19 protein-coding genes are annotated in these 22,441 nt (G+C 50.0%); 10 read left to right on the forward strand and 9 right to left on the reverse strand.

What is annotated here, in order from left to right:
• Nucleotides 1-126: 126 nt before the first annotated feature.
• The gene (locus AB1656_23855; GenBank protein ID MEW6238431.1) at nt 127-1,635 is read right to left on the reverse strand and encodes an alpha-N-arabinofuranosidase; all 1,509 of its coding nucleotides are present in this window, start codon (nt 1,633-1,635) and stop codon (nt 127-129) included.
• 309 nt (nt 1,636-1,944) lie between these two features.
• On the opposite strand from AB1656_23855, the gene AB1656_23860 reads away from it, so the two are divergent.
• Entirely contained in the window at nt 1,945-3,132 is a 1,188-nt protein-coding gene (locus tag AB1656_23860) for a DUF362 domain-containing protein (protein ID MEW6238432.1), read from the forward strand.
• Nucleotides 3,133-3,391: 259 nt separating this feature from the next.
• Nucleotides 3,392-4,501, forward strand: coding sequence for a response regulator (locus tag AB1656_23865; GenBank protein MEW6238433.1), 1,110 nt, complete (start codon nt 3,392-3,394; stop codon nt 4,499-4,501).
• An 82-nt stretch (nt 4,502-4,583) separates the two neighbouring features.
• On the opposite strand, the gene AB1656_23870 is transcribed toward AB1656_23865, so the two are convergent.
• Nucleotides 4,584-6,035 carry a formylglycine-generating enzyme family protein gene (locus tag AB1656_23870; GenBank protein ID MEW6238434.1) on the reverse strand — a complete coding sequence of 484 codons (1,452 nt, stop codon included), beginning with the start codon at nt 6,033-6,035 and terminating at the stop codon, nt 4,584-4,586.
• 470 nt (nt 6,036-6,505) lie between these two features.
• Between AB1656_23870 and AB1656_23875 the strand changes: the two genes are divergently transcribed.
• Nucleotides 6,506-7,462, forward strand: coding sequence for a hypothetical protein (locus AB1656_23875; protein MEW6238435.1), 957 nt, complete (start codon nt 6,506-6,508; stop codon nt 7,460-7,462).
• Nucleotides 7,463-7,480: 18 nt separating this feature from the next.
• Here AB1656_23875 and AB1656_23880 read toward each other — a convergent pair whose 3' ends face one another.
• Genes AB1656_23880 through AB1656_23890 form a run of 3 tightly spaced genes read right to left on the reverse strand, consistent with a single transcriptional unit; the run spans nt 7,481 to nt 10,352 of the window.
• Nucleotides 7,481-8,359 (reverse strand): hypothetical protein, encoded by an 879-nt coding sequence (locus tag AB1656_23880; protein MEW6238436.1) that lies wholly within the window; start codon nt 8,357-8,359, stop codon nt 7,481-7,483.
• 51 nt (nt 8,360-8,410) lie between these two features.
• Nucleotides 8,411-10,111: an arylsulfatase gene (locus AB1656_23885; GenBank protein ID MEW6238437.1), complete on the reverse strand. Its 1,701-nt coding sequence runs from the start codon at nt 10,109-10,111 to the stop codon at nt 8,411-8,413.
• A 52-nt stretch (nt 10,112-10,163) separates the two neighbouring features.
• Nucleotides 10,164-10,352, reverse strand: a complete 189-nt coding sequence (locus AB1656_23890) for a hypothetical protein (protein MEW6238438.1) — start codon at nt 10,350-10,352, stop codon at nt 10,164-10,166.
• A gap of 165 nt (nt 10,353-10,517) precedes the next feature.
• On the opposite strand from AB1656_23890, the gene AB1656_23895 reads away from it, so the two are divergent.
• Nucleotides 10,518-11,570: a deoxyhypusine synthase gene (locus tag AB1656_23895; GenBank protein ID MEW6238439.1), complete on the forward strand. Its 1,053-nt coding sequence runs from the start codon at nt 10,518-10,520 to the stop codon at nt 11,568-11,570.
• Nucleotides 11,571-11,845: 275 nt separating this feature from the next.
• On the opposite strand, the gene AB1656_23900 is transcribed toward AB1656_23895, so the two are convergent.
• The 3 genes from AB1656_23900 to AB1656_23910 form a co-directional block, all read right to left on the reverse strand.
• Nucleotides 11,846-13,240: a nucleoside hydrolase-like domain-containing protein gene (locus AB1656_23900; GenBank protein MEW6238440.1), complete on the reverse strand. Its 1,395-nt coding sequence runs from the start codon at nt 13,238-13,240 to the stop codon at nt 11,846-11,848.
• A gap of 191 nt (nt 13,241-13,431) precedes the next feature.
• Nucleotides 13,432-13,881 carry a cyclic nucleotide-binding domain-containing protein gene (locus AB1656_23905; GenBank protein ID MEW6238441.1) on the reverse strand — a complete coding sequence of 150 codons (450 nt, stop codon included), beginning with the start codon at nt 13,879-13,881 and terminating at the stop codon, nt 13,432-13,434.
• Nucleotides 13,882-13,983: 102 nt separating this feature from the next.
• On the reverse strand, nt 13,984-14,421 hold the full coding sequence (locus AB1656_23910) for a cyclic nucleotide-binding domain-containing protein (GenBank protein ID MEW6238442.1): 438 nt from the start codon (nt 14,419-14,421) through the stop codon (nt 13,984-13,986).
• A 198-nt stretch (nt 14,422-14,619) separates the two neighbouring features.
• On the opposite strand from AB1656_23910, the gene trmB reads away from it, so the two are divergent.
• Nucleotides 14,620-15,279: a tRNA (guanosine(46)-N7)-methyltransferase TrmB gene (trmB, locus tag AB1656_23915; GenBank protein MEW6238443.1), complete on the forward strand. Its 660-nt coding sequence runs from the start codon at nt 14,620-14,622 to the stop codon at nt 15,277-15,279.
• Nucleotides 15,280-15,395: 116 nt separating this feature from the next.
• On the forward strand, nt 15,396-15,842 hold the full coding sequence (locus AB1656_23920) for a hypothetical protein (protein ID MEW6238444.1): 447 nt from the start codon (nt 15,396-15,398) through the stop codon (nt 15,840-15,842).
• A gap of 42 nt (nt 15,843-15,884) precedes the next feature.
• On the opposite strand, the gene AB1656_23925 is transcribed toward AB1656_23920, so the two are convergent.
• Nucleotides 15,885-17,027 (reverse strand): heparan-alpha-glucosaminide N-acetyltransferase domain-containing protein, encoded by a 1,143-nt coding sequence (locus AB1656_23925; protein ID MEW6238445.1) that lies wholly within the window; start codon nt 17,025-17,027, stop codon nt 15,885-15,887.
• A 222-nt stretch (nt 17,028-17,249) separates the two neighbouring features.
• Between AB1656_23925 and AB1656_23930 the strand changes: the two genes are divergently transcribed.
• The 4 genes from AB1656_23930 to AB1656_23945 all read left to right on the forward strand — a co-directional run bounded on the left by AB1656_23930 (nt 17,250) and on the right by AB1656_23945 (nt 22,137).
• Nucleotides 17,250-17,477 (forward strand): hypothetical protein, encoded by a 228-nt coding sequence (locus AB1656_23930; protein ID MEW6238446.1) that lies wholly within the window; start codon nt 17,250-17,252, stop codon nt 17,475-17,477.
• Nucleotides 17,478-17,736: 259 nt separating this feature from the next.
• Nucleotides 17,737-19,119, forward strand: a complete 1,383-nt coding sequence (locus AB1656_23935) for a hypothetical protein (GenBank protein MEW6238447.1) — start codon at nt 17,737-17,739, stop codon at nt 19,117-19,119.
• 58 nt (nt 19,120-19,177) lie between these two features.
• Nucleotides 19,178-19,888, forward strand: coding sequence for a hypothetical protein (locus AB1656_23940; protein MEW6238448.1), 711 nt, complete (start codon nt 19,178-19,180; stop codon nt 19,886-19,888).
• Nucleotides 19,889-20,580: 692 nt separating this feature from the next.
• On the forward strand, nt 20,581-22,137 hold the full coding sequence (locus AB1656_23945) for an inorganic phosphate transporter (protein ID MEW6238449.1): 1,557 nt from the start codon (nt 20,581-20,583) through the stop codon (nt 22,135-22,137).
• The last annotated feature ends 304 nt before the right edge of the window (nt 22,138-22,441 follow it).

Raw genomic sequence — 22,441 nt, forward strand, 5'->3', positions numbered from 1 at the left:
AGGGTGGTAAGTTCTATCAAATCAACCCTCACCTAACCTCTCCCAATCTTGGGAGAGGAATTGTAAAGATGGCAAATTCCATGAAAAAAGCCTACGTGCGTCACATGAGATATAAATGTTCGCCGCTTATTCGATTTCCAAAACCACGACAGATTTTGGCGGCAAGTTCGCCGTTAAATTCCCGCCGTCGATCTTGGCTCCATTGAAGGTAACCGGTTTAACGTTTTCCGGTTTGTCGAAGGTGTTATGCGCTGTAATCTCGTCGGCGGTCAGCAGCCGTCCGGAGACGCTTTTCGCTTGAATGCCTTTCAACTCACAGTTCAATTCCGCCGCATTTTTGGGATCGAAATTGCACAAAGAAATGTGAATTTTACCGGCTTGATCCCGCGAGGCGGAGACGTTCAATGAGGGAATCTTCTTACCGCCGAATTCGTAATCTCCGCATTGCAAATCCGTGGGTAGAGAAATGGCGTCTTGATGAACCTGGTAGAGATCGAAGACGTGATACGTCGGCGTCAGCAGCATTTTTTCCCCATCGGTCAACGCCATCGATTGCAGCACGTTAATGGTCTGTGCGATGTTCGTCATCTTCACGCGGTCGCAATGCTGATGGAAGATGTTCAACGTGAGGCCCGCCACCAGCGCGTCGCGCAGCGAATTTTGCTGGCGCAAGAAGCCGGGATTGGTTCCCGGTTCGACCTCATGCCATGCGCCCCACTCGTCCACGATCAGCCCCACTCTCTTTCGCGGATCGTATTTATCCATGATCGATCCATGCAACACCAAAATCTCATCCATTTTCAAAGCGCGATCGATTTGATCGAACCAATCCTCTTCGTCGAATTTCGTCGCCGAGCGGCTTCTCTTGCCCGAACCGCAGTAATAATGCAAGCTGAGGCCGTTCATGTTTCTACCCGCTTGCTTCATAAGAACTTCCGTCCAGTCCGCCCATCCACCGTTGGCGCCACAGGCGATTTTATATAGCCGATTGCCGGAAAAATTGCGCAAATAAGTCTGAAAACGCTTGTAGAGATCGGCGTAATAATCCGGCGTCATATTGCCGCCGCAGCCCCAGCTTTCGTTGCCGACGCCCCAGTATTTCACTTTCCACGGCTCTTGCCGCCCGTTCTGGCGCCGTAAATCCGCCATTGGGCTTTTGCCGTCGAACGTCATGTATTCGACCCATTCCTGCATTTCCTGCACGGAACCGCTGCCCACGTTGCCGCAGATGTACGGCTCGCAATCGATCTGCTCGCACAGGTCCATGAATTCGTGCGTTCCGAATTGGTTTCCTTCCGTCACCATGCCCCAATGAGTATTGACCATCGGACGCCGCTGATCGCGAGGCCCGATTCCATCTTTCCAGTGATACTCGTCGGCGAAGCATCCCCCCGGCCAGCGCAGCACCGGCGTATGAATCTTCTTCATCGCCTCCACAAGATCGTTGCGAATGCCGCGGGTGTTGGGGATCGGACTATCCTCGCCCACCCAGAAGCCGTCGTAAATGCAGTTTCCCAGGTGCTCGGAAAAGTGCCCATAGATATTCCGGTCGATCTCGGCTCCGCCCTTATCGGCGTGTATGACCAGGCGATTTCCCGCCAATTCTTCTCCATTTGCAGTGAAGATGAAACACATGAATCCCGTCGCTGCCAGAACGATGGCCCGCACGATTTTACTAAGGGAAAAAAACTTCTCGATTCTCCCTTGCATCATTCGATTGCCCTCCCTATTGTTAGTAGTCGCTTAACAAAGCGCAGCCTATTATCCTATATCTTTTGCTTAATCCAAGGGGGAAATATTCAACCGCCTATCATAAAGCGATTTTCCCAAATCCACCCCCTTGTAGAACAGGATTGTTTCTTTTTCCGATATTACGCATTATTATGAGATTCCAAAATAATAATCAATACGAACTCCATTCCTCGATCGATTAGGAGAATAACGATGAAGGATAGAATACAAGAGTCTCATCTTTGCAGCCGCCGTTCTTTTTTACGGTTAGGATTGGGATTGGCCGCCGCCGGTCCGGCGGCGCTGGCTTATGCGCAAACCCAAGAGACGGCGCCCTCCGCCGCCATTTCCCCCGCTCATCTAGCCAATGCCAAAGTCGCTATCGCCCGCTGCCGAACATACGGCAAAGAAGTGGAAGAATCGATCAAGAAATGCTTCGACCTTCTTGGCGGCGTCGGTTCTCTCGTCAAAGGCAAAACCGTAGCAGTGAAGGTGAACTTTACTGGCAGCCCCTATCAGACCCTGTTCAGCAAACCTCCGGGAGAGACTTACTTGACTCACGGCGCCACGGCTTGCGCCCTCGCTTCCATATTAATGGCGGAAGGAGCGAAAAGGGTTCGCTTTATCGAATGCGCCTATTATAAAAAAACTTTGGAAGAAGCCATGGAAATGGTCGGTTGGGACGTAAAATCGCTTATGCAAATCAATGGCGTGGAGGCGGAAAACACCCGCAATCTTGGTCAGGGCAAAAAATATTGCGAATTAAAAGTCCCCGGTGAAGGTTATCTCTTCAATTCCTTCCAACTGAATCACTCGTATGAAGACGCGGATATCTTCGTCTCGCTAAACAAACTAAAAAATCATGAAACCGCTGGCGTTACTCTCTCGATGAAAAATATGTTCGGAATCACTCCCTGCTCGCTTTACGGCGACGACGCCGGTTCCGAGGACGCTACCCAAGCGCGCGGCGCTATGCACGGAACCAGCGGCTGGGGCAAAAAGAATATCGTCTTGCCCGGCGCAAAAAAAGTATTAGACGCCGTTGCGGGCGTCGTCGTTCCCCGTATCGTCGTGGATATCTGCGCCGCCCGGCCGATTCACCTAGCCGTCATTGACGGCATCACATCCATGAAAGGCGGCGAGGGATTTTGGAACGCCAAGATTAAACCCACCGCCCCCGGCATCGTTATGGCGGGTCTGAATCCCGTCTCTACCGACGCTGTAGGAACGGCCGTGATGGGTTATGCGAATCCCAGAGCCGAACGTGGAACGGCGCCGTTCGAGAAATGCGACAATCATCTCCTGCTCGCCGAACGTGTGGGCTTGGGAACGGCGGACCTCTCGAAAATCGACGTGCGCGGATTATCGATCGAAGAAGCCCGTTATCCCTATAACGCATAAGAGAATTGCGAAATCCTATCGACGCGGATGGCGCCTTGAATCGGCGCCGTCCGCTTATTCTATTCGGCCATTTTATCCCCGTGCATTCCTAAGCGTCCATCAAGAAAACTTCTGCGCTTTCTCCTATTCACGCCTTAAATGCAACCCCTTTTTTTGTTACTATTTTTCCAAAGGCTATAGACAGCCTCTGAGAATTTCTCATGCGGGAGAAAAAAGCAGGGCGGCGAATTGATTTCTTTTTTGAGGGTGAAGCCATAACATGAGCGGAATACCACGAGCCTTTGTTGCCAGCACAAGTCCGTTGATCTCGCGATTCATTGTCAAGTCGTGCTTGAAAAACGGCGTCGATCCCATCGAAATGCGCAACGAATGCGATTTGTTGAAAGAACTGTGGCAGGCCAAACCCGATCTCATCTTCATCCAGGCTACGATCATCGAACAAGCCGACGTCAACGTCGTCGCCCGCGTGAAAGTGGACGAACACATGGGACGCGCTCTTTTCGTGGTAACGGCTTCCCGCGACGACGGCGCGGATTTCGCTTATAAAATCGGCGCCGACGCTTTTCTACCCGTGCCTCATACTGAAGCCCAAATCGAAGCCATCTTGCGGCATGTCCTTCCTTGGCCCAAAAAAATCCTACTTGTCCATTCGCTGGAAGATCCGCCGGTCTCTCTTCGGCAAAAGCTCATGTCGGCGGGGTACAGCTTAGTAGCCGCCGATTCCGGCGAAGAAGGCGTAAAAACCGCCGCCGCCGAATCGCCGGATTTGGTCCTGTGCAATTTTCAACTGCCGGACATGAGCGGACTTCGATTGTGCGAACGCATCAAAGAATCCATACTGCTCAATCATATCCCCGTTATGGTTCTTAGCCGCGAATGGAACCTGGAGACGAAGGAAAACTGCTTCGAATCCGGCGTGCATCAGGTTCTGCGCTATCCCTTCGAATCGGGCGAAAATTTACGCATCATCGCCTCCGTCGTCGACGCGCCCCGCAAGAGCAAAAAATTCAAAGCCCTCGTCGTCGACGACAGCCCGCTGGTTCGCGAAGTCGTCGCCAAGATGTTCCGCCAAATCGGCTTTTTCGTCATCACGGCGGAAGACGGCCGCGAAGGACTGCAAGCCGCCATCGCAGAAAGCCCCGATATCATCACCTCCGACTGCGAAATGCCGGTGATGGACGGCTATCAATTTTGCATGAGGCTCAACCAGGATCCGCGCACGAAAAATATCCCCGTCATCATGATCACAGCCCGCAAATCGAAAGAAGATAAGGAAAGAGGCCGCAACGTGGGCGTCGCCGTCTATATGACTAAACCTTTCGAAGTGGAAGAACTCGAACGCCGGGTGACTCAAGTGCTGGTTTCGTGAATCGCAGCGATAAATAATTTTTTGATAGGCTCGCTCTCTTGGCGCAAATTATTTCTTCGATCTGCATTCCATCCAAAATAAATTATGGAATTCTACAAACGCGAAACCCTATGTTATAGTACTTACCTTCAGAAACCGTATAATGGAACGCCGAACGGCAACTGCTGGAATAATCGAACCAACTCCCGCCTCTGATAACAATGGACGTCCCTGTTTCAGGACCTTGCGGATCGACTTGCGGCCATCTCGCGTAAGGCGCTTCCCACCAATCCGAACACCATTCCCATACGTTTCCGTGCATATCATAAAGTCCCCAAGGATTGGGCAGTTTCAAACCTACTTCGTGAGGCTGATCGCTCGAATTTGTGCACCACCACATATACTGGTCGTGAATCGGCGAAAATTCCCGTTGATCGTCTGTTTCAAGAATATCCCCATAAGAAAATCGCGTCCTTGTTCCCGCTCGGCAAGCGTATTCCCATTCCGCTTCCGTGGGCAAACGAAAGATTCCTTGACCTAGTTGGTTCAATTTTTCAATGAATTCCTGGCAATCGCTCCATAAGAGATTTTCAACGGGATTGTTTGGATTTCCTTGAAAATTGGATGGATTCGACCCCATAACCGCTTGCCACTGCGCTTGTGTTAATTCATATTTCCCCAAATAGAAATCCTTCGATATCGTCACTTCATGCGGCGGCCAATCGTAATCGTTCGATCGTCCGCGTTCGCTGTAAGGCGCACCCATTACAAACATCCCCGTTTTAATCAAGACCATCTCCAACGGCTTCGCGCCTTCGGGAAGATTGGGAAGAGGAATTGTAACCGAAATCCCGCTTGGCGCCGGCGTTGCGGGAAAAGTAAGGCTCTTCGAAGCGAAAAGAGCGTCCTCCACTAAATAGACTTCCAACCGGTCGATCCACACCGTCGTCACTCCGAAGCCGCCGGTTCCGGCGACTTGAATGGCGGGAGTGATATCCGTCCCTGAATCGGGTTGATAGAGCAAGGTCAGGCAATACTCGGATTCGATCATCTTTGAAGAATTAGCGGGAATATGAGTCGCGATGGAGCCATCCATATTCTCTCCCGTCTGTAAGTCGCCTTTTAGAGCAACGAGAGCCAGTTGCGCGTCTAGGCCGTTGGCTCGCGCAATTAAACGCAATAAAACTGGCTTTCCTTGATTTTGAATCGGATTCATGGCCAGTAGAAACGCAACTTGTTTACCCTGAACCTGAACTTGCATCCCTAATTTATCGTTGGATGACGGCATCTCTCCCGAATTGAACGCCGCGAACGCCACGCGGCCCGCCGGCGTTCCCAATTGAAAGCCGCCGGGAATCGCCGACCACCGATTTTCCAATAACGTCGGCTGTTCGAATTCGTATTGGAAATAGAAATTCGCCGCGCTGGAACCGGTCGCCATCGGGATCGAGGCGAATCCATGCGTTTCGGGATGCGCCTCCAATATCTCGCAAGACGCGGCGAAGACAATGAGAAAGCGCAAAAACAATCGGTCATATATCGTCTTATAATTCATTTTCGATATCCTGGTTTCCAAACCAACGCCTCCCTTTTATTCTCGAATCCTAAAAACACTATTTCGTTAACATAACGCTATTTATTTCTTTTTACAAGATGGCGATAATGCGCGATTGAATTTTTTCGCAACATTTCCATAATAATTTTTACAGAAATACTCCTATCATTTTTCAGTGGACATCGAATCCTCATTTACTTGCGCATTATAATCTTCATATCATTGCATAATGCTTACGCCGCAGAGCGCTAAACGACAGTTTTTTTTCTTTGACCAAAGAAAGGCTATAATTGACAGGGATGCGCAAGCGCTATTCAAAGGAAAAAGACAAAAACAAATTAAGGGATTTTGTCGGGATCCTATCAAATAAATAATCTTGCTTTATAAAACCGAGAGTTGTAAATTTTATTCATATAGCATGTTGATATAACCATCCTATAAAAACGGCGGATTTCGCCTGCGAGGAAACGATGCGGTTCAGCGAATTGATTCAAACGCCGGAAATTACTATCGCGGAAGTGGGTCCGATTTATAACATTTTGAGTTCTTTCAACCAGGTGGAGTGCGTTTTCAACATCGATTCCGCCGAGGAGAAGAAACTCAAATTGACGAAGACCAATCCGTTGGGAAAAGAAGATACGGTTTATTTATCGTTGAAAAAGCATTTCGAGATGGAGAAGGATTTCTTTATCGCCGAGAACGTTCCGTATCAAGAATTGTCTCAGGAAGCGGCGGCAGTCGGCGCGAAAGTCGGCATCATGTTTATCTCGGCCAGCGTCCGCCTGGGGGGAATGTGCTCGATCCTGAAACGCATCGAGAAGCCGCTTTCCAACAAGGGCCAACGGTTAGTGGGTAAAGACGCTTTGTTTATATCCTTTCCCGACGCCTTGCTGTCGATCAACCGGCGCAAGCGGTTCCGGGCGTATCCTCGGATTGAAGATCATTTTTGCGAGATTACGGGATATGAAAACAACCGCCATGCGCCGATACCGTCCTACCTTGTGCGCAGCCTATCCGACATCGGCGCCTCCGTGATTATGATGAACGTCCGTAGCGACGATCTGCCTAATGCAGATGAGGAGATTTTCCTACGGCTCAATCTCTTCAGCGCCGCCAAGGATTACCGTCTGAAACGGGGGGTATTGGTGAGCGTAGCGGAGATTACGGAAGGGAAGGTCAATCAATCGCAATTCGTTTTTAAATGCCGAGCCATCCACATAGTGAATAAAAGCGAGCGGGCCGTAGAGATCGGCCTGCAATTTCTAGAAATGGCGCGGGAAGGCGTTTCCCTCGATCCCAAACAATTCTCCCACTTAACCTATCTTCCCATCGACCGCGATAAAGGAATAGAACCACTCCTCGCCTGGATCAACAAACTGCAACAATTGCTCCGCTCCCAGGAAAAAGAGAGAGGGCTGATGGCGTAATTTTTCGCTCAGTTTCTTTTATTCGAATATTTCCCACAAACGCCAACTTAGAACGCCGGTGCGGACCGGTTCGTTGGGATCGAGAATAATGCCGTTGCCGGTGCGGAAATAATCGAGCGTGATCTTGCCGCGCGTGTTGCCTTGAAAGCCGATTTGCATGATGCCGTCCGCATCGACGGCGGGCGATCCCCAGCCATTCCAACCGCTGCCGGGCATATCGGTCAAGGCCGGTTCGACGAAGTTGCGGTCGACGTAGAGCGTCCACGGGGAGTGATCTCCCAAAGCGCGGTCGGGGTAGGCGTCTCCTTCAAAGGCTTCGCCGTAATTGATGTCGGGCGCGAGGAGAACCTTTTCGTCATAAAGGACATAATCGAATTTGCAGACGAATGTCAGCACGTGAAATTGGGATAAATCCAGTTCATAGATAGGTAGCAACGCATTGGCGAAATAGCGGCTGCCGATGTAATTCTTATCGAAACTGCAAAGCCAAGTGCGTCCATTCGAGTAAGTATCCACGACGCCGTCGGGACGGTTTTTGAGGGGATAGATGGAAGAACGGTCGCCGTGTTCGTCAGCGGCGCCGCTGTTGGGACCGCCGATTTGATCGACTCTTAGCCGGAACTCGTAGGTAAAATACCAAAATTCCGCCGTTCCGTCGGGCGGTTCGATCCAGGAAACGTCATGGGTGAGGTAGACCGTCTGGCTGTCGGCGCCTAGCCGGGCAATAGAGACGGTTCCATCGCTATTTTGAGTGATTTCCGTTCCAGCGCGCGGCGCCGAGTAAATATACCAACCTTCCGTTTTGTAATCGTCGAAGAGGCTTGAAATATCCCACGACTGGGCGAACGAGGAACAACAGAAAAGGAACAACGCGAAGGATGAAAATACCGTTCTCATTAGATTTTCCCCCTTGGTAAAGGAATATGTACAACGATATTTTTCGATGGTTTATGGTTGTTTGCTTACGTCTACATAATTTACGCCAACCGAATTTCCATTCGATTCAATCCAGGCTTCCAGTCTTCCCGCGCCGGAGTTCAAGGATACAGAAGAGAATATACAAGAGTCCTCTCCTTTTTGTATAGGCTGGGTCGCGGTTGCGCTGCTCAGTTGAAAATGGGCTTCAGAGGCGTTTTGGACGGGATCAAAGCGCAAGATGATTTTATACGTTCCCGCTGCGGCTGTTTCGACTTCCCAATATCCGAGAGAATCTTTGCTCCAACCGGCGCGGGGGCCGCGCCAGTCTTGGCGAGTGAGGATCGTAGGATTTTCATACGGCGTTCCTAGTTGAATACGGGGGGGAGCATAGCCGCGCGAGGACGAAACGTCGCGGAACCATTTCTCGCAATCTTTACGCATGGCAGCGGCGATATCCGGATGGACGGCGGCGATATCGTTCTTTTCGCCGGGATCGGCATTCATATCGTAGAGTTCTTCGCCATTAATGAGTTTATAGCGTTGGCCGCGGGCGGCGCAGTTGCGGAAGAGAATGGGTTCGTCGCCGCGATGCCATTGAAAATACAGCGTGCGATCAGGCCAAGCGGGAGTTTTTTGCGTCAGGAGCGGTAGCAGGCTTTTTCCATCGATGGCGAGATTATCGGGTTTGGAAACGCCGCAGGCTTCGAGCAAAGTCGGCAGAATGTCGATATGAGCAGCGATGCGGTCAATTTTCGCGCCCGTTTGTATACGCTCCGGCCAGCGGATGAAGAAAGAGGTGCGAATGCCCCCTTCATAGACTTGCCCTTTTAAGCCGCGCAGTCCAGCCGTATAACGAGTCTGCTGCGGGCCGTTGTCAGTGAGGAAAATGACGATCGTGTTGCGTTCCAGGCCGAGGGTTCTCAATTCGGCCAACAAATTGCCGATGTTGTCGTCGATGTTGGTTACCATGCCGTAGACTTTGGCAGTTGTCTCGTCGAGGCCCATATCCAAGTAAGGTTTGACGTAAGAATCGTCGATTTGCAGCGGCGTATGGGGAGCGTTGGTCGCGAGATAGCAGAAAAAGGGACGCTGGCGGTTCTCGCGGATGAAGCCGATGGCGGCGGAAGTGAAGATGTCCGTGCAATAACCTTCGTGTTTTTCCGCCTTGCCGTTGCGTTGAAGAATGGGATTGTGATACCTATTGCCTGGAGGATCGGCGGGCTGGCCGATGCCGCCGCCATTATGAACCAGCGCCTCCTGGAAACCCTGGTCGATGGGGCGCATAGGGTAATTGTCGCCCAGATGCCACTTGCCGAAGATGCCCGTGCGATAGCCCGTCCCGCCGAGCAATTCGGCGAGCGTGGTTTCGCCGCCGTGCATCATGGCGCGGCCTAAATAGGTGTCGACGACGCCGGTGCGATAATTGTAGCGTCCGGTCATGAGGCTGGCGCGCGTTGGGGCGCAGACGGGAGAAACGAAGAATTGCGTAAACTCCACGCTTTCCCCGGCAAATCGGTCGATGTTCGGTGTACGTATCTTATCGTTGCCATGAACGCCAAGGTCGCCATAGCCTTGGTCGTCGGTAAGAATGAGAATCACATTAGGCGGCTTGGCGGCGGACTCATGAGCGATCGTCTGCGAGGACGCCATAAAGGCGGCGGAACCCGCCAGAAGACCTTGGCCGCTTTTTTCCAAAAACTCCCGGCGGGTGAAGGTAACTTTTAAAGGCATTTTACTTCTCCATTTCGCCTTCCAACAGATCATGGATGAAGTAGATAAGCGATCATTCTTTCAAAACAGAAATCGCGATGGAGAGAAGAAAGAGCGAGTTGGCGAAGTTCATAAAACTTTGGGGCTTGAAGGGGTACAATACGAATGCGGAGGAAAAATCGATGCCAATCAATTTGACAACAATCCCCACAATAATGGCGATAATACCCAATAAAATCAACAATTTCGGAATAGACTTCATGAACGCTTCCTCCTTAAACCTATCCTGCGGCGCCTAAACGCCGATTTTATTATTTCCATCATTATTACTTTAAAACTTGCAAGACTCTCCGTATAGGGAATAAACGATTCTATAATATCTTTTTGCAGCGAAACCATCGTTTGGATGGAAATAAGGAGATTTATTATGCCGAGAAAGGAAGACTTTCTCAAAGAGACGATTCAACATATCGACATGACGAAACATAATGTCGTTCCCCTCGTGGAAGCTATGCGCGGCATGGCTTTCAGCGCGAGAGACCTGTCCCGCGCGGCGGAGATTTACGACCGCATGTTGATGGACAAGGATTGCGCCGTTATTCTTTGCCTGGCGGGATCGCTGATCAGCGCCGGATTGAAGCGGATTTTCGCGGATATGATCCGTCTTAATATGGTGGACGCCGTAGTCAGCACGGGCGCCAACATCGTCGATCAGGATTTTTTGGAAGCGCTGGGATTCCGTCACTACATCGCCGAAGACCGCCTCAAGGCGGGATTGGACGACGACGTCTTGCGCAGCCTGCATATCGACCGCATCTACGATACGCTGATCGACGAGGACGACCTGCGCCAATGCGACGAAACCATTCGGAAGATCGCCGACGAATTGGAGCCGCACCCCTACTCATCGCGGGAATTCATCATGGAGATGGGCGCTTATCTGGAACGGACGAAACCGGAAACGGCGGACAGCATCGTTTTTGAAGCCTATAAAAAAGAGCTGCCCATCTTCTGTCCCGCCTTCAGCGACTGTTCGGCGGGATTCGGACTCGTGGCGCACCAATCGGCGCGGGGAGACGCGCCCAAGGTGAGCCTCGACAGCGCCAAGGATTTTCTCGAATTGACGCAGATCAAAATCCGCAACAAAGAGACGGGATTGTTCATGATCGGCGGCGGCGTTCCCAAAAATTTCGCTCAGGACATCGTCGTGGCGGCGGAAGTGCTGGGCAACGACGCGCCGATGCACAAATACGCAATTCAGGTAACAGTGGCGGACGTACGCGACGGCGCGCTTTCCGGCAGCACGCTCAAGGAAGCCAGCAGCTGGGGCAAGGTGGATACGGTTTTCGAGCAGATGGTCTACAGCGAAGCGACGCTGGCGGTTCCGTTGATCGCCGGATACGCCTATTTCAAGGAAAACTGGAAGAGCCGGGAAGCGCGCGGCTTGAACCATCTATTCGAAACGGCGCCGATTATATGATTATATGATCGAATAATAAATAGCTTCTAGTAAAGCGGGAATGGGTTATAGCGCATTCCCGCTTTTTTTTATACGCTATTCGTCATTGAATATTGTTTTTTTATATCCAGCGTATTCCATTGAAAACAACCGGACATTAGCGGCTCATAGCTAATTCTAATTTCATCGGATGGCGCCTGGTCATAACATTCATCGCGGACGTTTCCATTCCAAAGTACGCATATGGATTTTACATGAATCGATCCGAGAATTTTTCTCTCGGATTATGCTGAATATTACGGTTCCACCAACACAATCGCCCGGCGATAACTGAATAGCGGTGGAGTCCCATGATCTTTTAACTGGAGAATGACGTGAATGGTAGATCGTTCTTTTATCGGAGGGGCAATAAACGCGGTCTTGGCTCCTTGAGAATTGGATAATTCAACTACACCCGAATAGGTTCCCGCTTCCGGATAAACAAACCAGGATGTATCGAATTTGTCGCCGTCAGGATCGCTCGATCCTTCGCAGGATAACTCGACTTTATCTCCTGGTTTGACATTCAATTCGAGAATATCCTTACCCGGCATAGCGTTGATGATTGCAACGGGATTATGGTTGGCGTCTTGAAAGTTTTTCGCAACGCACCAATCCATACGCGCGGCGAAATCGTATTGAAACGCCTCCCGCCAGCGCCAGACGGTTGCCTGAGCCGTGGTGTAAGTCGAACCATCTCGCGCAGTCACTGTATCGCGGCTGTTGGTATAGATGGGATGCGTTTCCGCATAGGATTGGTGAAGAACGTAACGGCCTCCCCAACCGCCGTACGCGGGATTTTGATCGCTGCCCAAACCATTGTTGATGAGATTCAAAAAGGAAGGAGTATCGCCTTCCATGATATAAGCCAGTTTGGGATACAACGCGCCCAAAGGCCCGTGATTCTCGATCACGTTTTCCGTCAGCCAAGGATTATCCACCAGCTCGAAATATTCAAACGGCCCGTTTTTATAGTGCCGGTCTCCAGAAATCCCCGTCCAGGCGGCTTTGTAGTATTCCTTCGAATCGACGCTGCTGGGAGTGACGATGTAATATAAATCGGGATAAGCGATGCGCAGCCAACGCCCCGCATCGTCTTGATCGGAGATGGTATACACCCGCAGCTTGGATACGAATCGCTTTAATTCCGACTCCGTTCGCGCGTATTTTACATCCCACAACGCTTGCGCCAACGTATTGGCTCCTCCCCATATCGAAATCCAAATGGGGCGCTCATCGGGTTGATCCACTACAGCAACGATATGGTTGGAACCCTCCGTGCTTTTTCCGAATCCCACTGCTTCCATTCCGAATCCAGTCTGCCCCTCTTTGGCGACTGACATCAAGCGATCTGCGGCGGGATAGCCTTGGGCATGTTTCAACAGATTATTCCGCACCTGGCCGTATGCTTGGATGTCCCGCTGAATTAAGTCCAGTCTTGGATTCTGGCGCAGCCATACTGAGGTTGTGGCGATGATCCCTTCGACATCGTATTCATTGCTGTATACCAGAAAACGCACGAGCGATTCCTCATCATCCGGTTCGTTGGAGATATCGGTGAGAACGATAACGCGGGGTTTTTCTGCAGCGTACCCACTAAGATATACGGTCATCAAAGCGAATAATCCGATTAATCTTGCATATCGGTTCATGGTTTGATTCCATCTCCTTTTGTTCCGATTCAGCGCTGTTTGTACGAGATATATACTTCTGCGCCCAGAAAGTAAGCAATGATATTGAGTCGTATTCAGTCCGTTTGCAGCGGCGATATTTTCAGAGCCATGCCAAATAGAGAAATTCTTAAGTATTTGTAAATAGTGGATTTTGTTAAAAACGCCTGTTTTTATGTTATATCCAATGTTGGATTATCATGAACTGCGGCGTATTCAATGTAATACTTGTGATATTCCTCCAGGATTTCGTTGGCGCGGTTCAATTTGGCGCATAGAAGTTTCAATAGCGCTTCTCCAATATCGGGATAACGGCGGATCATGGTTTTGATGCGGATTTTTTCTATTTTCAGCAGCTTGGCGTTCTCAACGACGGTGACAGTGGCGGATCGCGGACTGTCGCTGAGGATGGACATTTCGCCTACAATATTGACCGGTTTCACTTCGGTGATGAAAAGCGGTTTGCCGTTGACTTCGCGTTCGACTTTCAACATGCCGGACAGAAGCATATAAGCGCATGTTCCCGCTTCGCCCTGGCGAATCAATACATGGCCGGGGGGATAAAGACGGATATCCTTGGCGAGATCCACGTTGGTTTCTTTAAGAATTTTGAGCAGACTCATAATTTCGCTGGCCGATCATCCACTTGGCGCTTTTTTCGCCGCGAACGGCGAAATCGTTGGAGATGAATATTCTTCCATAATAAAAGGAAGAAAAAATCGGTTCTAATCCTCCATTTCCATCCATTTTTTGAATTCGCCGGAAAATTGTCTTTCATATTCGCAGTGTTCGGCGATAAATTCATTGGCGCCGATGAGTTTGGCGCAAAGGAGTTTTACAATAAATTCAGCTGCTTCGGGATTGCGCCGGAATAAAAATTTGAGCCGAGATTTTTCCAGGCGGATCAATTTCGAGTTTTCGATCGCCGTCACAGTGGCGCAGCGCGGCTTGCCGCTTAAGATGGCTATTTCGCCTACGATATCGATGGGAGTGATTTCCGCAATGAAAACAGGAGGCGGTTTTTTTTCCAATTCCACTTTTAGTTTTCCTTCCACCAAAAGAAAGGCGCACGTCCCCGGCTCGCCCTGGCGCATCAGAACCTGGCCTTTGGCCGCTTCGACGATTTCATTTTCCGACTCGAACAAAAAATAATTCGTCATCATCCAAACATCCGAAAAGATATAATTTAGATTGCGGCAATAAAAACCTTGAACGCATCGTACGCTTCGTTTTTTTAATCCTATAATGGAAATCTCTCGTTGTCTATTTATATAAGCGGGATGGCAGGGGAAAACGGCGCTTGATTTTTTTCATTTCTTCGGGTTTATTGCGCAAACGAATAAAGATGGAATGAAGAAGCAATGTGCGCCAAGACCATTTATCATTATACGCCGGAGATGGACGAACAACTCGTCTCCCCCGGAAGCATCGACGAAAAACTGGATTTCGAGAAAATCTTCGGAAATCGCCATCCGGTGGAAATCGAAATCGGGACGGGAAAAGGACGCTTCATCCTCGCCGAATCGAGACGGCGGCCTGAAACGAACTTCATTGGCATCGAACGGTCGTTGAAATGGATTCGCATCGCTCTTTGGCGCGCCGCCCGCGATCCCCGGCCCAACCGTTTTTTTCTATGTTTGGATGCTGATTTAGTAGTGAAGCTGCTGACGCCGCCTCGTTCGATTGCGGCTTATCACGTCTATTTTCCCGATCCCTGGCCCAAAGACCGTCATCGCAAGCGCCGGCTTTTCAATTCCCGGCTCTTGGAGAAAATGGCGGAGACGCTGGTAGCGGAGGGAAGGCTTTTGTTGAAAACCGATCACGCTGAATATTACGCCGACGCCCGCCAGCGTATTGACGGCAGCGGTTTATTTTCGCTTATGGAAGATAATGTTTCCAACGAGATTATCGAAGATAGGGAGGAAGCCCCGGACTCCGCGACGCATTACGAAATCAAGTTCCGCCAAGAATCCCGCCCCATCTACTCCGCTGCCTATCAAGTAGTAGCGGCGTATTCGTAAAATACAACTACATATTTGTAAATATATTTGACAGAATCAAATTGGCATTTCTGTAACAACGAGATATAATTCAAGATAGGAGGGTTTGAAAACGCCAACGAAAGGAGGCGGTGATCATGTTAGGCCAAATCTCTTGGATCAAGCCTACCGACGTGCCTGTCGAATTGTTATTCTGGTTTCTCATCGGGATAACGCTAGCCGTACTAGCGATTTTATATATCTGCCGGCGATATGCCTATTTCAAAAAAGTGCAAATCCTTCAAGAAGAAATGAAGGCGTTGGAACTGGAAAATGGCGAGAGCCAGACGCTGGAAAGTCTCGTCAAGCGGTATATGCTGAACGAACCGGTTGAAATTCTCTATTCGCTGCGTCTGTTCGACGACTTGGCGCTGAAAGAGATGGGGCGCATTCTTGGTAGTCCGCTTTCTCAGGAATCGAAGAAAAAGTACATCGATATGCTCTATCTGATTCGGCAAAAGACCTATTTCCCCGGCGGCGCGTATTCGCAAGCGCCGGTATCTTTCGATCCTTCCGATCTGCATTCGGCGCTGCCTTCCTACTAGCCGCAGTGGCGGGCCGCCATTCGCTTCGAGTTAACCCTGCGTCTATATTTTTATAAAAATCCTTTTGCAGTATAGGATGGATGTTGCACCCAACCAGAAGAGGACGAACGCTATCGCGTAAAGCAGAGAAGCGTTGACGGGGGAGGTCCAGGGAGCGAAGAGATTTTGCACGATCCAGGAAATCGCATCCATCCGCGCCTCGCCCTGACCGATGGAGATCATTCCCAACAGCTCGCCGCCGATGCTGGAGAGAACGTACACGAATATGGCGTTGCTGCCGAAAACCAGAAAAGGAACAGCCCATTTTCGGTAGCCAAATACGTCGATAATCAGATAGAAGAAAGCGAGTAAATGAAGCGCCAGCCCGGCGGTGAGAAAAACATAGGGAACGGTCCATAGGTTTTTGTTGAAGGGCATCCATGCCGTGAGGATATACCCAAGCAGCAAACAGGCGTCGCCGGAGAGAAAGAGGCCGATCAAACGGCTTTTTTCTTCCTGATGGGAGCGCAGCCAGGTCCCCGCGAAATACCCCAATAACGTCGTAACAATGGCGGGCAAAGTGCTAAAGACGCCCTCCGGATCGAATCCGGCGGCGGGAGCGTTGGGCCATGTGTGTCCGCCGAGAGTATGGTTGTCGATCCACCAGCAGAAGTTGCCGACGGGTTCGATTACGCCTGCGCCATAGCCGGGAACGGGGATGAAAAGCATCCCGATCCAATAGACGGAGAGCAACGCGAAGGCTGACATCCATTGCCAAAAGGGAGACAATCCGATAACGATCCACCCAACGGCGAAATAGCAAATGGCGATGCGCTGGAGTACGCCGGGGATGCGGATGGTGTGGAGATCGAAGTTGCCCAAGGCGTTCAGAAACAGGCCGAGAGCGAAAATGATGAGGCTGCGACGGATGAGTTGCCGGATAAGCGGCGAGTTGTCGCCGCCGCTTTGCAGGCGTTTGGCGAAGGAAAAGGACATGGAGACGCCGACGATGAAGAGAAAGAAGGGAAAGATGAGATCGGTGAACGTGCAGCCGTTCCATTTCGCGTGTTCCAAGGGCGAGTAGATATGCTCCCAATCTCCGGCGTTATTGACCAGCACCATCGACATCATGGTAAATCCACGAAATGCGTCGAGGGAAACGAGCCGGCCTTTTGGGTAGTTGTTTTGAATCTGCGCTTCGTTCATGTAAAAGTTGCTCCCTTCGTCATTCGTTGAAAATTCATTATTGATAATCCCCGCCGATTCTTTTATCAAGACGCCTATGGCGAAGATTTAAGCGAACCGAATACGGATTTTCGCTGCTTTTTATTACAATTTAATTCATGCGTCAATTGGAGTATACTAATCGCATAACTTTTGGGTAAATGCAACTCGTTCGGCAACGGATAAATAAGGAGGTTTGCGCCGATGATTATACAAGCGGAAATTGGCGTAGATGGCGTCGTGAAGGTGAAAGATCCTGAATGGAGAGGGAAACAGATATCTATATCGATACGCGATCAAGAGGAGCCTGAACTAGCCAAAGAAACGGATTGGGAAGCCATCAAAGAAATTTTACATAAAGCCGATGCGCTGGATTTTCCCCGGCGAAGCCATGAAGAAATTATTAGAGATTTGCATGAGCTGAGAGGGTAAGAACCTATTCTTTGGATCGACCTTTCTTTGACGTCCTAATCCTAAAATCGCCATTTTCATCCACTCCATTCTCTTTCCCGATCAATACTTACCCCATTTTTTTAAACGATTATAAATTGCAAAAATGGAAAAATGCGGTAATATCAACCGCCTTCTTTAACGGAGAAATGCCCTTAGAAATGCTGCTACGGGTTGGAGAAATTCGGCTGGGTATAGTAATCTAGCCAATAATCAATGGGAAATATACGATCCTAAAAATATGGAATCGCGCCTAAATCTTCCTTTGGAAAATCCATCGCCGTCTCCAAGTCAGAAAACGGGGACGGCATCCTCATTGATGGCGGATGCAAGCCATCCCTGGGATGTTCCCTGGATATGGATATCGTCTTTGCTATTGTTGGCGATCATTCCCCGATTGTTATGGGCTTTCGCCGATCATCCCCGGCCTTTTTCGGATATGGAGGATTATTACCTTTGCGCCGTCAATTATCTTAAAGGCGGCCATTTGGCGCAGGACGAGGAGCATTTGGCGTACCGGGCGCCGTTGTATCCCTTATTCATCGCCGCTTGTTGGAAGATGTTTCCGGGCAATCCACTGCTGGCGGTGCGGATCGTACAAGCGATTTTGGGCGCCATATCGGCGGCGTTGCTTTATGCGCTTTTTCAGCGGATGCTGCGGCCTTTGCAAAAAGAGAACCGCCATATTCTCTTGCGGCATCCCCGCATCATTCCCTTTTTCGCCGCGTTGACATTTTCCTGGATGGCGGATCAGATTTTCTTTTCGTCGGTATTGCTATCGGAGACGTTGTTTATTTTTACGCTTTTGATTTGGGCGAATTTGGGCGTCCGTTGCGGCAATTCCTGCCGGATGGACGTATTGTTTTTGTTTTCCGTTTTAGTAGGCGTTATGACGTTGATCCGCCCCGTAGCGATTTTTTTTCTGCCCATCGTTGCGTTTAAGTCGCTGCAAGCGATTCCCCGCCCTCAATGGCCGCGGCGGATTTGGCTGCCGATGTTCGCCTGGACAATCCCCATCGTTCCCTGGTCGATTCGCAATGCAATCGTATTGAAAGCGTTCGTTTTGTTGACAACGAATTCGGGAGTGAATTTTTATCTTGGCCACAATCCTCAATTCGGCTATTACGACCACGGCGCCAAAGAAGCCGTAAGACGGGAATTCTTGCGGACGAATGAGCCGAATGAAGTATTGGAGGATCGCTATTTTTTAACCCAAGGCATGAAATTCGCCTTGGAACATCCGCAAGCGCTGGTTGCGCGAACTATATGGAAACTCTATTTTCTTTACCTTCTCGATAAAGAACCGTGGCCATGGGAGGAATACAATCAAGGAGAAGGCATGAGATTGGCGGGCGGCGCGCAGTGGCCTTTAATCTGGTGGAATCCATTTTTTCTACTGATGGCGCTGGCGGGGGGGGCTTACGCATGTATGCGCAAAATCCAGCACGGATTTTGTTTGTCCGTGGTGGGTTTATATACGTTTTCTTGCCTGATTTTTTTCGCCCGTACTCGTTTCCGGCTGCCTTTGGAACCGTTTTTGTTGATCTATGTTTGGCTAGGCATTGCATCGCTTGCCGATACGGCGGTTTGGGGGTATGGTAAGATGATGAAAAGAAAGGGCTGATTTCTTCATACCGCCTGGGTATGAAGCATCATGAGTTGCAACAGGGAGAAATGGCAGCATGTCGTCCAGCCCCCGCGATCTTTATATTCCCGCCGATTGTTGGAAAACCATCGTAGACGCCGTAGCGCCAAAGCCTCGGGGAATGGATCCCGCCTTCGTGAAGGCGGTAGAGCCGTTCCGACGTTACGCTGCGACCATCACCGGCGAAATCGGCGAATCCATCCAACGCTGCCGGGATCACTTGGAACGTTTTCTCGCTTCGGCGCAGGAAACCGTAGCGGCGGAATCGGGCGCGATTCCCGAACGGTTAGGCCGTCCCAAAACCATTCCTTATGGACAAGAATCTCTCCCTTTTCAAATCTTCAATTACCGTGGAACGGACAGCGTCAATATCCGCGAAGACAGGCTGGCGGCGCTGCTTACACAATACGATTTATTTCTCGAAACCATGAAATTCATGGAGAGAAAAGTGGAAGAAGGCGATTTGGGGATTTTGAGAAACAGCTTTCTTTTCGTCCATAAACCATTGCATCAAGCGGCGGAATTGATGACCGCCGCCATCCATAAGATGCCGGTAGAAGTTACGACGAAGATCGGAGAACCCGCCGATCCTCATTATGTTCACATCGCCGGCGTTGAGGCATGCGAAGATATCCCTCCCGCCTGCATCTGCCGGATATTGAAGCCGGGATACGTATTCGAAGGCCGAGAGATTCAGGAAGGGGTTGTGATCGTAGCGGACAAGAGAACCTCGCCTTCTTTAGGTTGACCGAGAATTACGCAACCCGATCCGTACGCCATTTTTTTGCGGCGATTTTAACGTTTTTTCCCTCATATCCCACATCATGGGGAAAATAATTCCTCCTTCATTTATAGCCATCCTGCCTTTATACAGCGATTTTTACATCGTCTTAATAAAGAATATTTCTTATAACTTACTTATATTTAAGGACTTGAAGAAATAAAATCTTTTTTTCTCCGCCTAAAGGCATCCTTCATTCTTGTTTTGGCATAATGATTGTTATTAAGGAGACTGGGTGCTGTAGAGAAGGATGTAAGGGAACTTCGACGGAAGAATTCGAGTGAACTGCCGAGGTGACCGAACAACCTTCGGAGTTTCGAAGGTTGGCGTTGGCGGAGCTGACCAACAGCCTTCGGTAACTTAAAGGCCGGGAAACAAGCGGAGCTTGCGACCGGTCTTTTTCTTTATACCCGCTATGCTACCGTACAAAACCGGCGTATCTTGTCTCTTCCCGTCAGACGATTAAACTGTTAGAAATTTGTTAGAATTTATTTTAGGCCATACCACACTATAGGCATATTTTTATTACCTCATTAAGCTCGTTTGTAATTCCCCGAGCGAAGGAATGAATGCAATCCCCAATACTTTCCGAAAATAACTTTAATGGGGACGCTTGTATCGAGATTCATAAGCTTCATAGATGCAGAAAGAGGAAAAACATGTCGCTCTATTTTTATCTAGCAGGCGCGATCGCCATTGGAATGCTCATCTGGAATACGATCGAAGTAGGACGCAATGACGCTACGAATGTAGTCAACGCCGTCTTTGGATCGCGGGTATTGCGGAGAAAGACAGCCGTTTATCTTTCGGGAATCGCCGTCATTTTCGGCGCATGCGCCGCAACGCCGGTTATGGAAACGGCGCGAAGCGGCATTTTCGATCCCGCTACTATTCCCGTTTTGGAGGATTGTTTATCGATTTATATCGCCGTTTATTTGACGAATACCGTTTTACTTTACTCCTTCTCCGCTTTTGGTATGCCCATCTCCACGACGGCGTGTCTGGTCTTCGCGTTGTTGGGCGGAGGCTATGCGATAGGCGGGGCGGAATCGGTAAAATGGGCGAAAAGCCAGGAAGTGGTTCTCGCCATCCTATGTTCCATCTTCATCAGCGGAGCAGCCGCCTTTTTTATCCAACGGGCGTTTCGCGGCGCTATGGGCCGCCAATGCGACGATCCGGAAAAAGTAAATTTGCACGGCCCCTGGATCGGGGGACTCTTGCTGACAGGCCTGGTTTATTTCGTGTTAATGAAAGGCATGAAAAATGTCGATTTCGTGAAATTTCTGCGAAAAGCGACTTTCGACGAGTTCGGAGCGCCTCTTGTCCTCTTTTCATCCTGGGCGGTTATGGCTTCGTTCGTTTGGCTTCTGCTTCGCATTGGCGGAGACGCCATCCGGCGCAAACTTTTTGGAGGGATGGCCGTGTTAGGCATGTTAGCCACCGCCTTCGCCTTCGGCCAGAATGACTTGGCGAATTGCGCTTCGCCCGGCATAGCGGCATGGATGATTATCAAGGAAAAGCACTTAGCCTATAATTCGAATGTTCCTTTATGGTTCTTGCTTCTTTGCGGCTGCCTGTTGGCGATGGGTATGGCCACTCGCAATGCGCAGCGGGTTACGCGCGCCGAAGTCAACACCGGCAGCCAGGGAGACGTCGTGCGACTCTATGCGCCGCGATGGTGCGTGGGTTTGGCGAAATTCCTATTGCCCAAACAAAAAACGGACGCCTTGGCGCCGCAGCCGGTGCTGGACGAATCCCACCGGAAATTGCAGCATTACGACGCTTTGCGCGCCGCCGTCATTACCTCCATTTCCGGCAGCGTCATCGCTTTCGCTTCAGGCCGGGGGCTGCCCGTATCGACGACCTACGTCGCCTTTGCGGCGGTAATAGCGACGGGATGGGCGGATCGCATCTTCGCGCGCGGCGACGCCGTATTGAAAATGGGACGTACGATTTGGGTCGTCTTCTGCTGGTTTTTCTCCGCTTTTCTCTCCGCCGTCATTACGGGAATGGGGGCGCTCGTCATCAGTCGATTTTATACGATAGGCATCCTGGTTTTACTAGCCATTAATCTATTGGTTCGTTATTATATGGATCAACGCGCAAATCGGCAGGAAGAAATTTTGCAGTTGGAAGCCGCCGAGAGAAAGAAAGCGATCTATGGCGAGTTGGGCGAGCATCACGTTATCGCTTCAGAAATGGATGACGAGCATTGATGCTAATTACTAACTATGGCGCCTTACATCTTTTTCTATTTATAACTCATGTTACTCTCAATGGAAAAAGAGGAATGGTTTGCGCCGCTTATTGAATCACGAAAACAGGAAAAAAAAGAAAAACACGAAAAAGGAATCCATTCCTAAACCCGCCGTTGAAACGGCGGGCTATTACCGTTTGCCCCTTTAAAGGGGCATTTGGCAATAGCCCAGCCTTTCAAGGCTGGGATGAGAAATTTCGTGAAATACGAGTTACTTTTTTTTTGCGATTCAAAAACGCAACAGAACCGTAACAGATTAATTA

The organism is Candidatus Omnitrophota bacterium (assembly GCA_040755155.1).
GTDB lineage: Bacteria > Hinthialibacterota > Hinthialibacteria > Hinthialibacterales > Hinthialibacteraceae > JBFMBP01.

Excerpts from the sequence above, each read along its gene's own strand:
- AB1656_23935 (MEW6238447.1), top strand. The coding sequence starts at position 17,737 with ATGGAATCGCGCCTAAATCTTCCTTTGGAAAATCCATCGCCGTCTCCA.
- AB1656_23905 (MEW6238441.1), bottom strand. The coding sequence starts at position 13,881 with ATGAGTCTGCTCAAAATTCTTAAAGAAACCAACGTGGATCTCGCCAAG.
- AB1656_23875 (MEW6238435.1), top strand. The coding sequence starts at position 6,506 with ATGCGGTTCAGCGAATTGATTCAAACGCCGGAAATTACTATCGCGGAA.
- trmB (MEW6238443.1), top strand. The coding sequence starts at position 14,620 with ATGTGCGCCAAGACCATTTATCATTATACGCCGGAGATGGACGAACAA.
- AB1656_23930 (MEW6238446.1), top strand. The coding sequence starts at position 17,250 with ATGATTATACAAGCGGAAATTGGCGTAGATGGCGTCGTGAAGGTGAAA.
- AB1656_23945 (MEW6238449.1), top strand. The coding sequence starts at position 20,581 with ATGTCGCTCTATTTTTATCTAGCAGGCGCGATCGCCATTGGAATGCTC.
- AB1656_23880 (MEW6238436.1), bottom strand. The coding sequence starts at position 8,359 with ATGAGAACGGTATTTTCATCCTTCGCGTTGTTCCTTTTCTGTTGTTCC.
- AB1656_23870 (MEW6238434.1), bottom strand. The coding sequence starts at position 6,035 with ATGAATTATAAGACGATATATGACCGATTGTTTTTGCGCTTTCTCATT.
- AB1656_23865 (MEW6238433.1), top strand. The coding sequence starts at position 3,392 with ATGAGCGGAATACCACGAGCCTTTGTTGCCAGCACAAGTCCGTTGATC.
- AB1656_23900 (MEW6238440.1), bottom strand. The coding sequence starts at position 13,240 with ATGAACCGATATGCAAGATTAATCGGATTATTCGCTTTGATGACCGTA.
- AB1656_23890 (MEW6238438.1), bottom strand. The coding sequence starts at position 10,352 with ATGAAGTCTATTCCGAAATTGTTGATTTTATTGGGTATTATCGCCATT.
- AB1656_23895 (MEW6238439.1), top strand. The coding sequence starts at position 10,518 with ATGCCGAGAAAGGAAGACTTTCTCAAAGAGACGATTCAACATATCGAC.
- AB1656_23920 (MEW6238444.1), top strand. The coding sequence starts at position 15,396 with ATGTTAGGCCAAATCTCTTGGATCAAGCCTACCGACGTGCCTGTCGAA.
- AB1656_23940 (MEW6238448.1), top strand. The coding sequence starts at position 19,178 with ATGTCGTCCAGCCCCCGCGATCTTTATATTCCCGCCGATTGTTGGAAA.
- AB1656_23885 (MEW6238437.1), bottom strand. The coding sequence starts at position 10,111 with ATGCCTTTAAAAGTTACCTTCACCCGCCGGGAGTTTTTGGAAAAAAGC.
- AB1656_23925 (MEW6238445.1), bottom strand. The coding sequence starts at position 17,027 with ATGAACGAAGCGCAGATTCAAAACAACTACCCAAAAGGCCGGCTCGTT.
- AB1656_23855 (MEW6238431.1), bottom strand. The coding sequence starts at position 1,635 with ATGTGTTTCATCTTCACTGCAAATGGAGAAGAATTGGCGGGAAATCGC.
- AB1656_23860 (MEW6238432.1), top strand. The coding sequence starts at position 1,945 with ATGAAGGATAGAATACAAGAGTCTCATCTTTGCAGCCGCCGTTCTTTT.
- AB1656_23910 (MEW6238442.1), bottom strand. The coding sequence starts at position 14,421 with ATGATGACGAATTATTTTTTGTTCGAGTCGGAAAATGAAATCGTCGAA.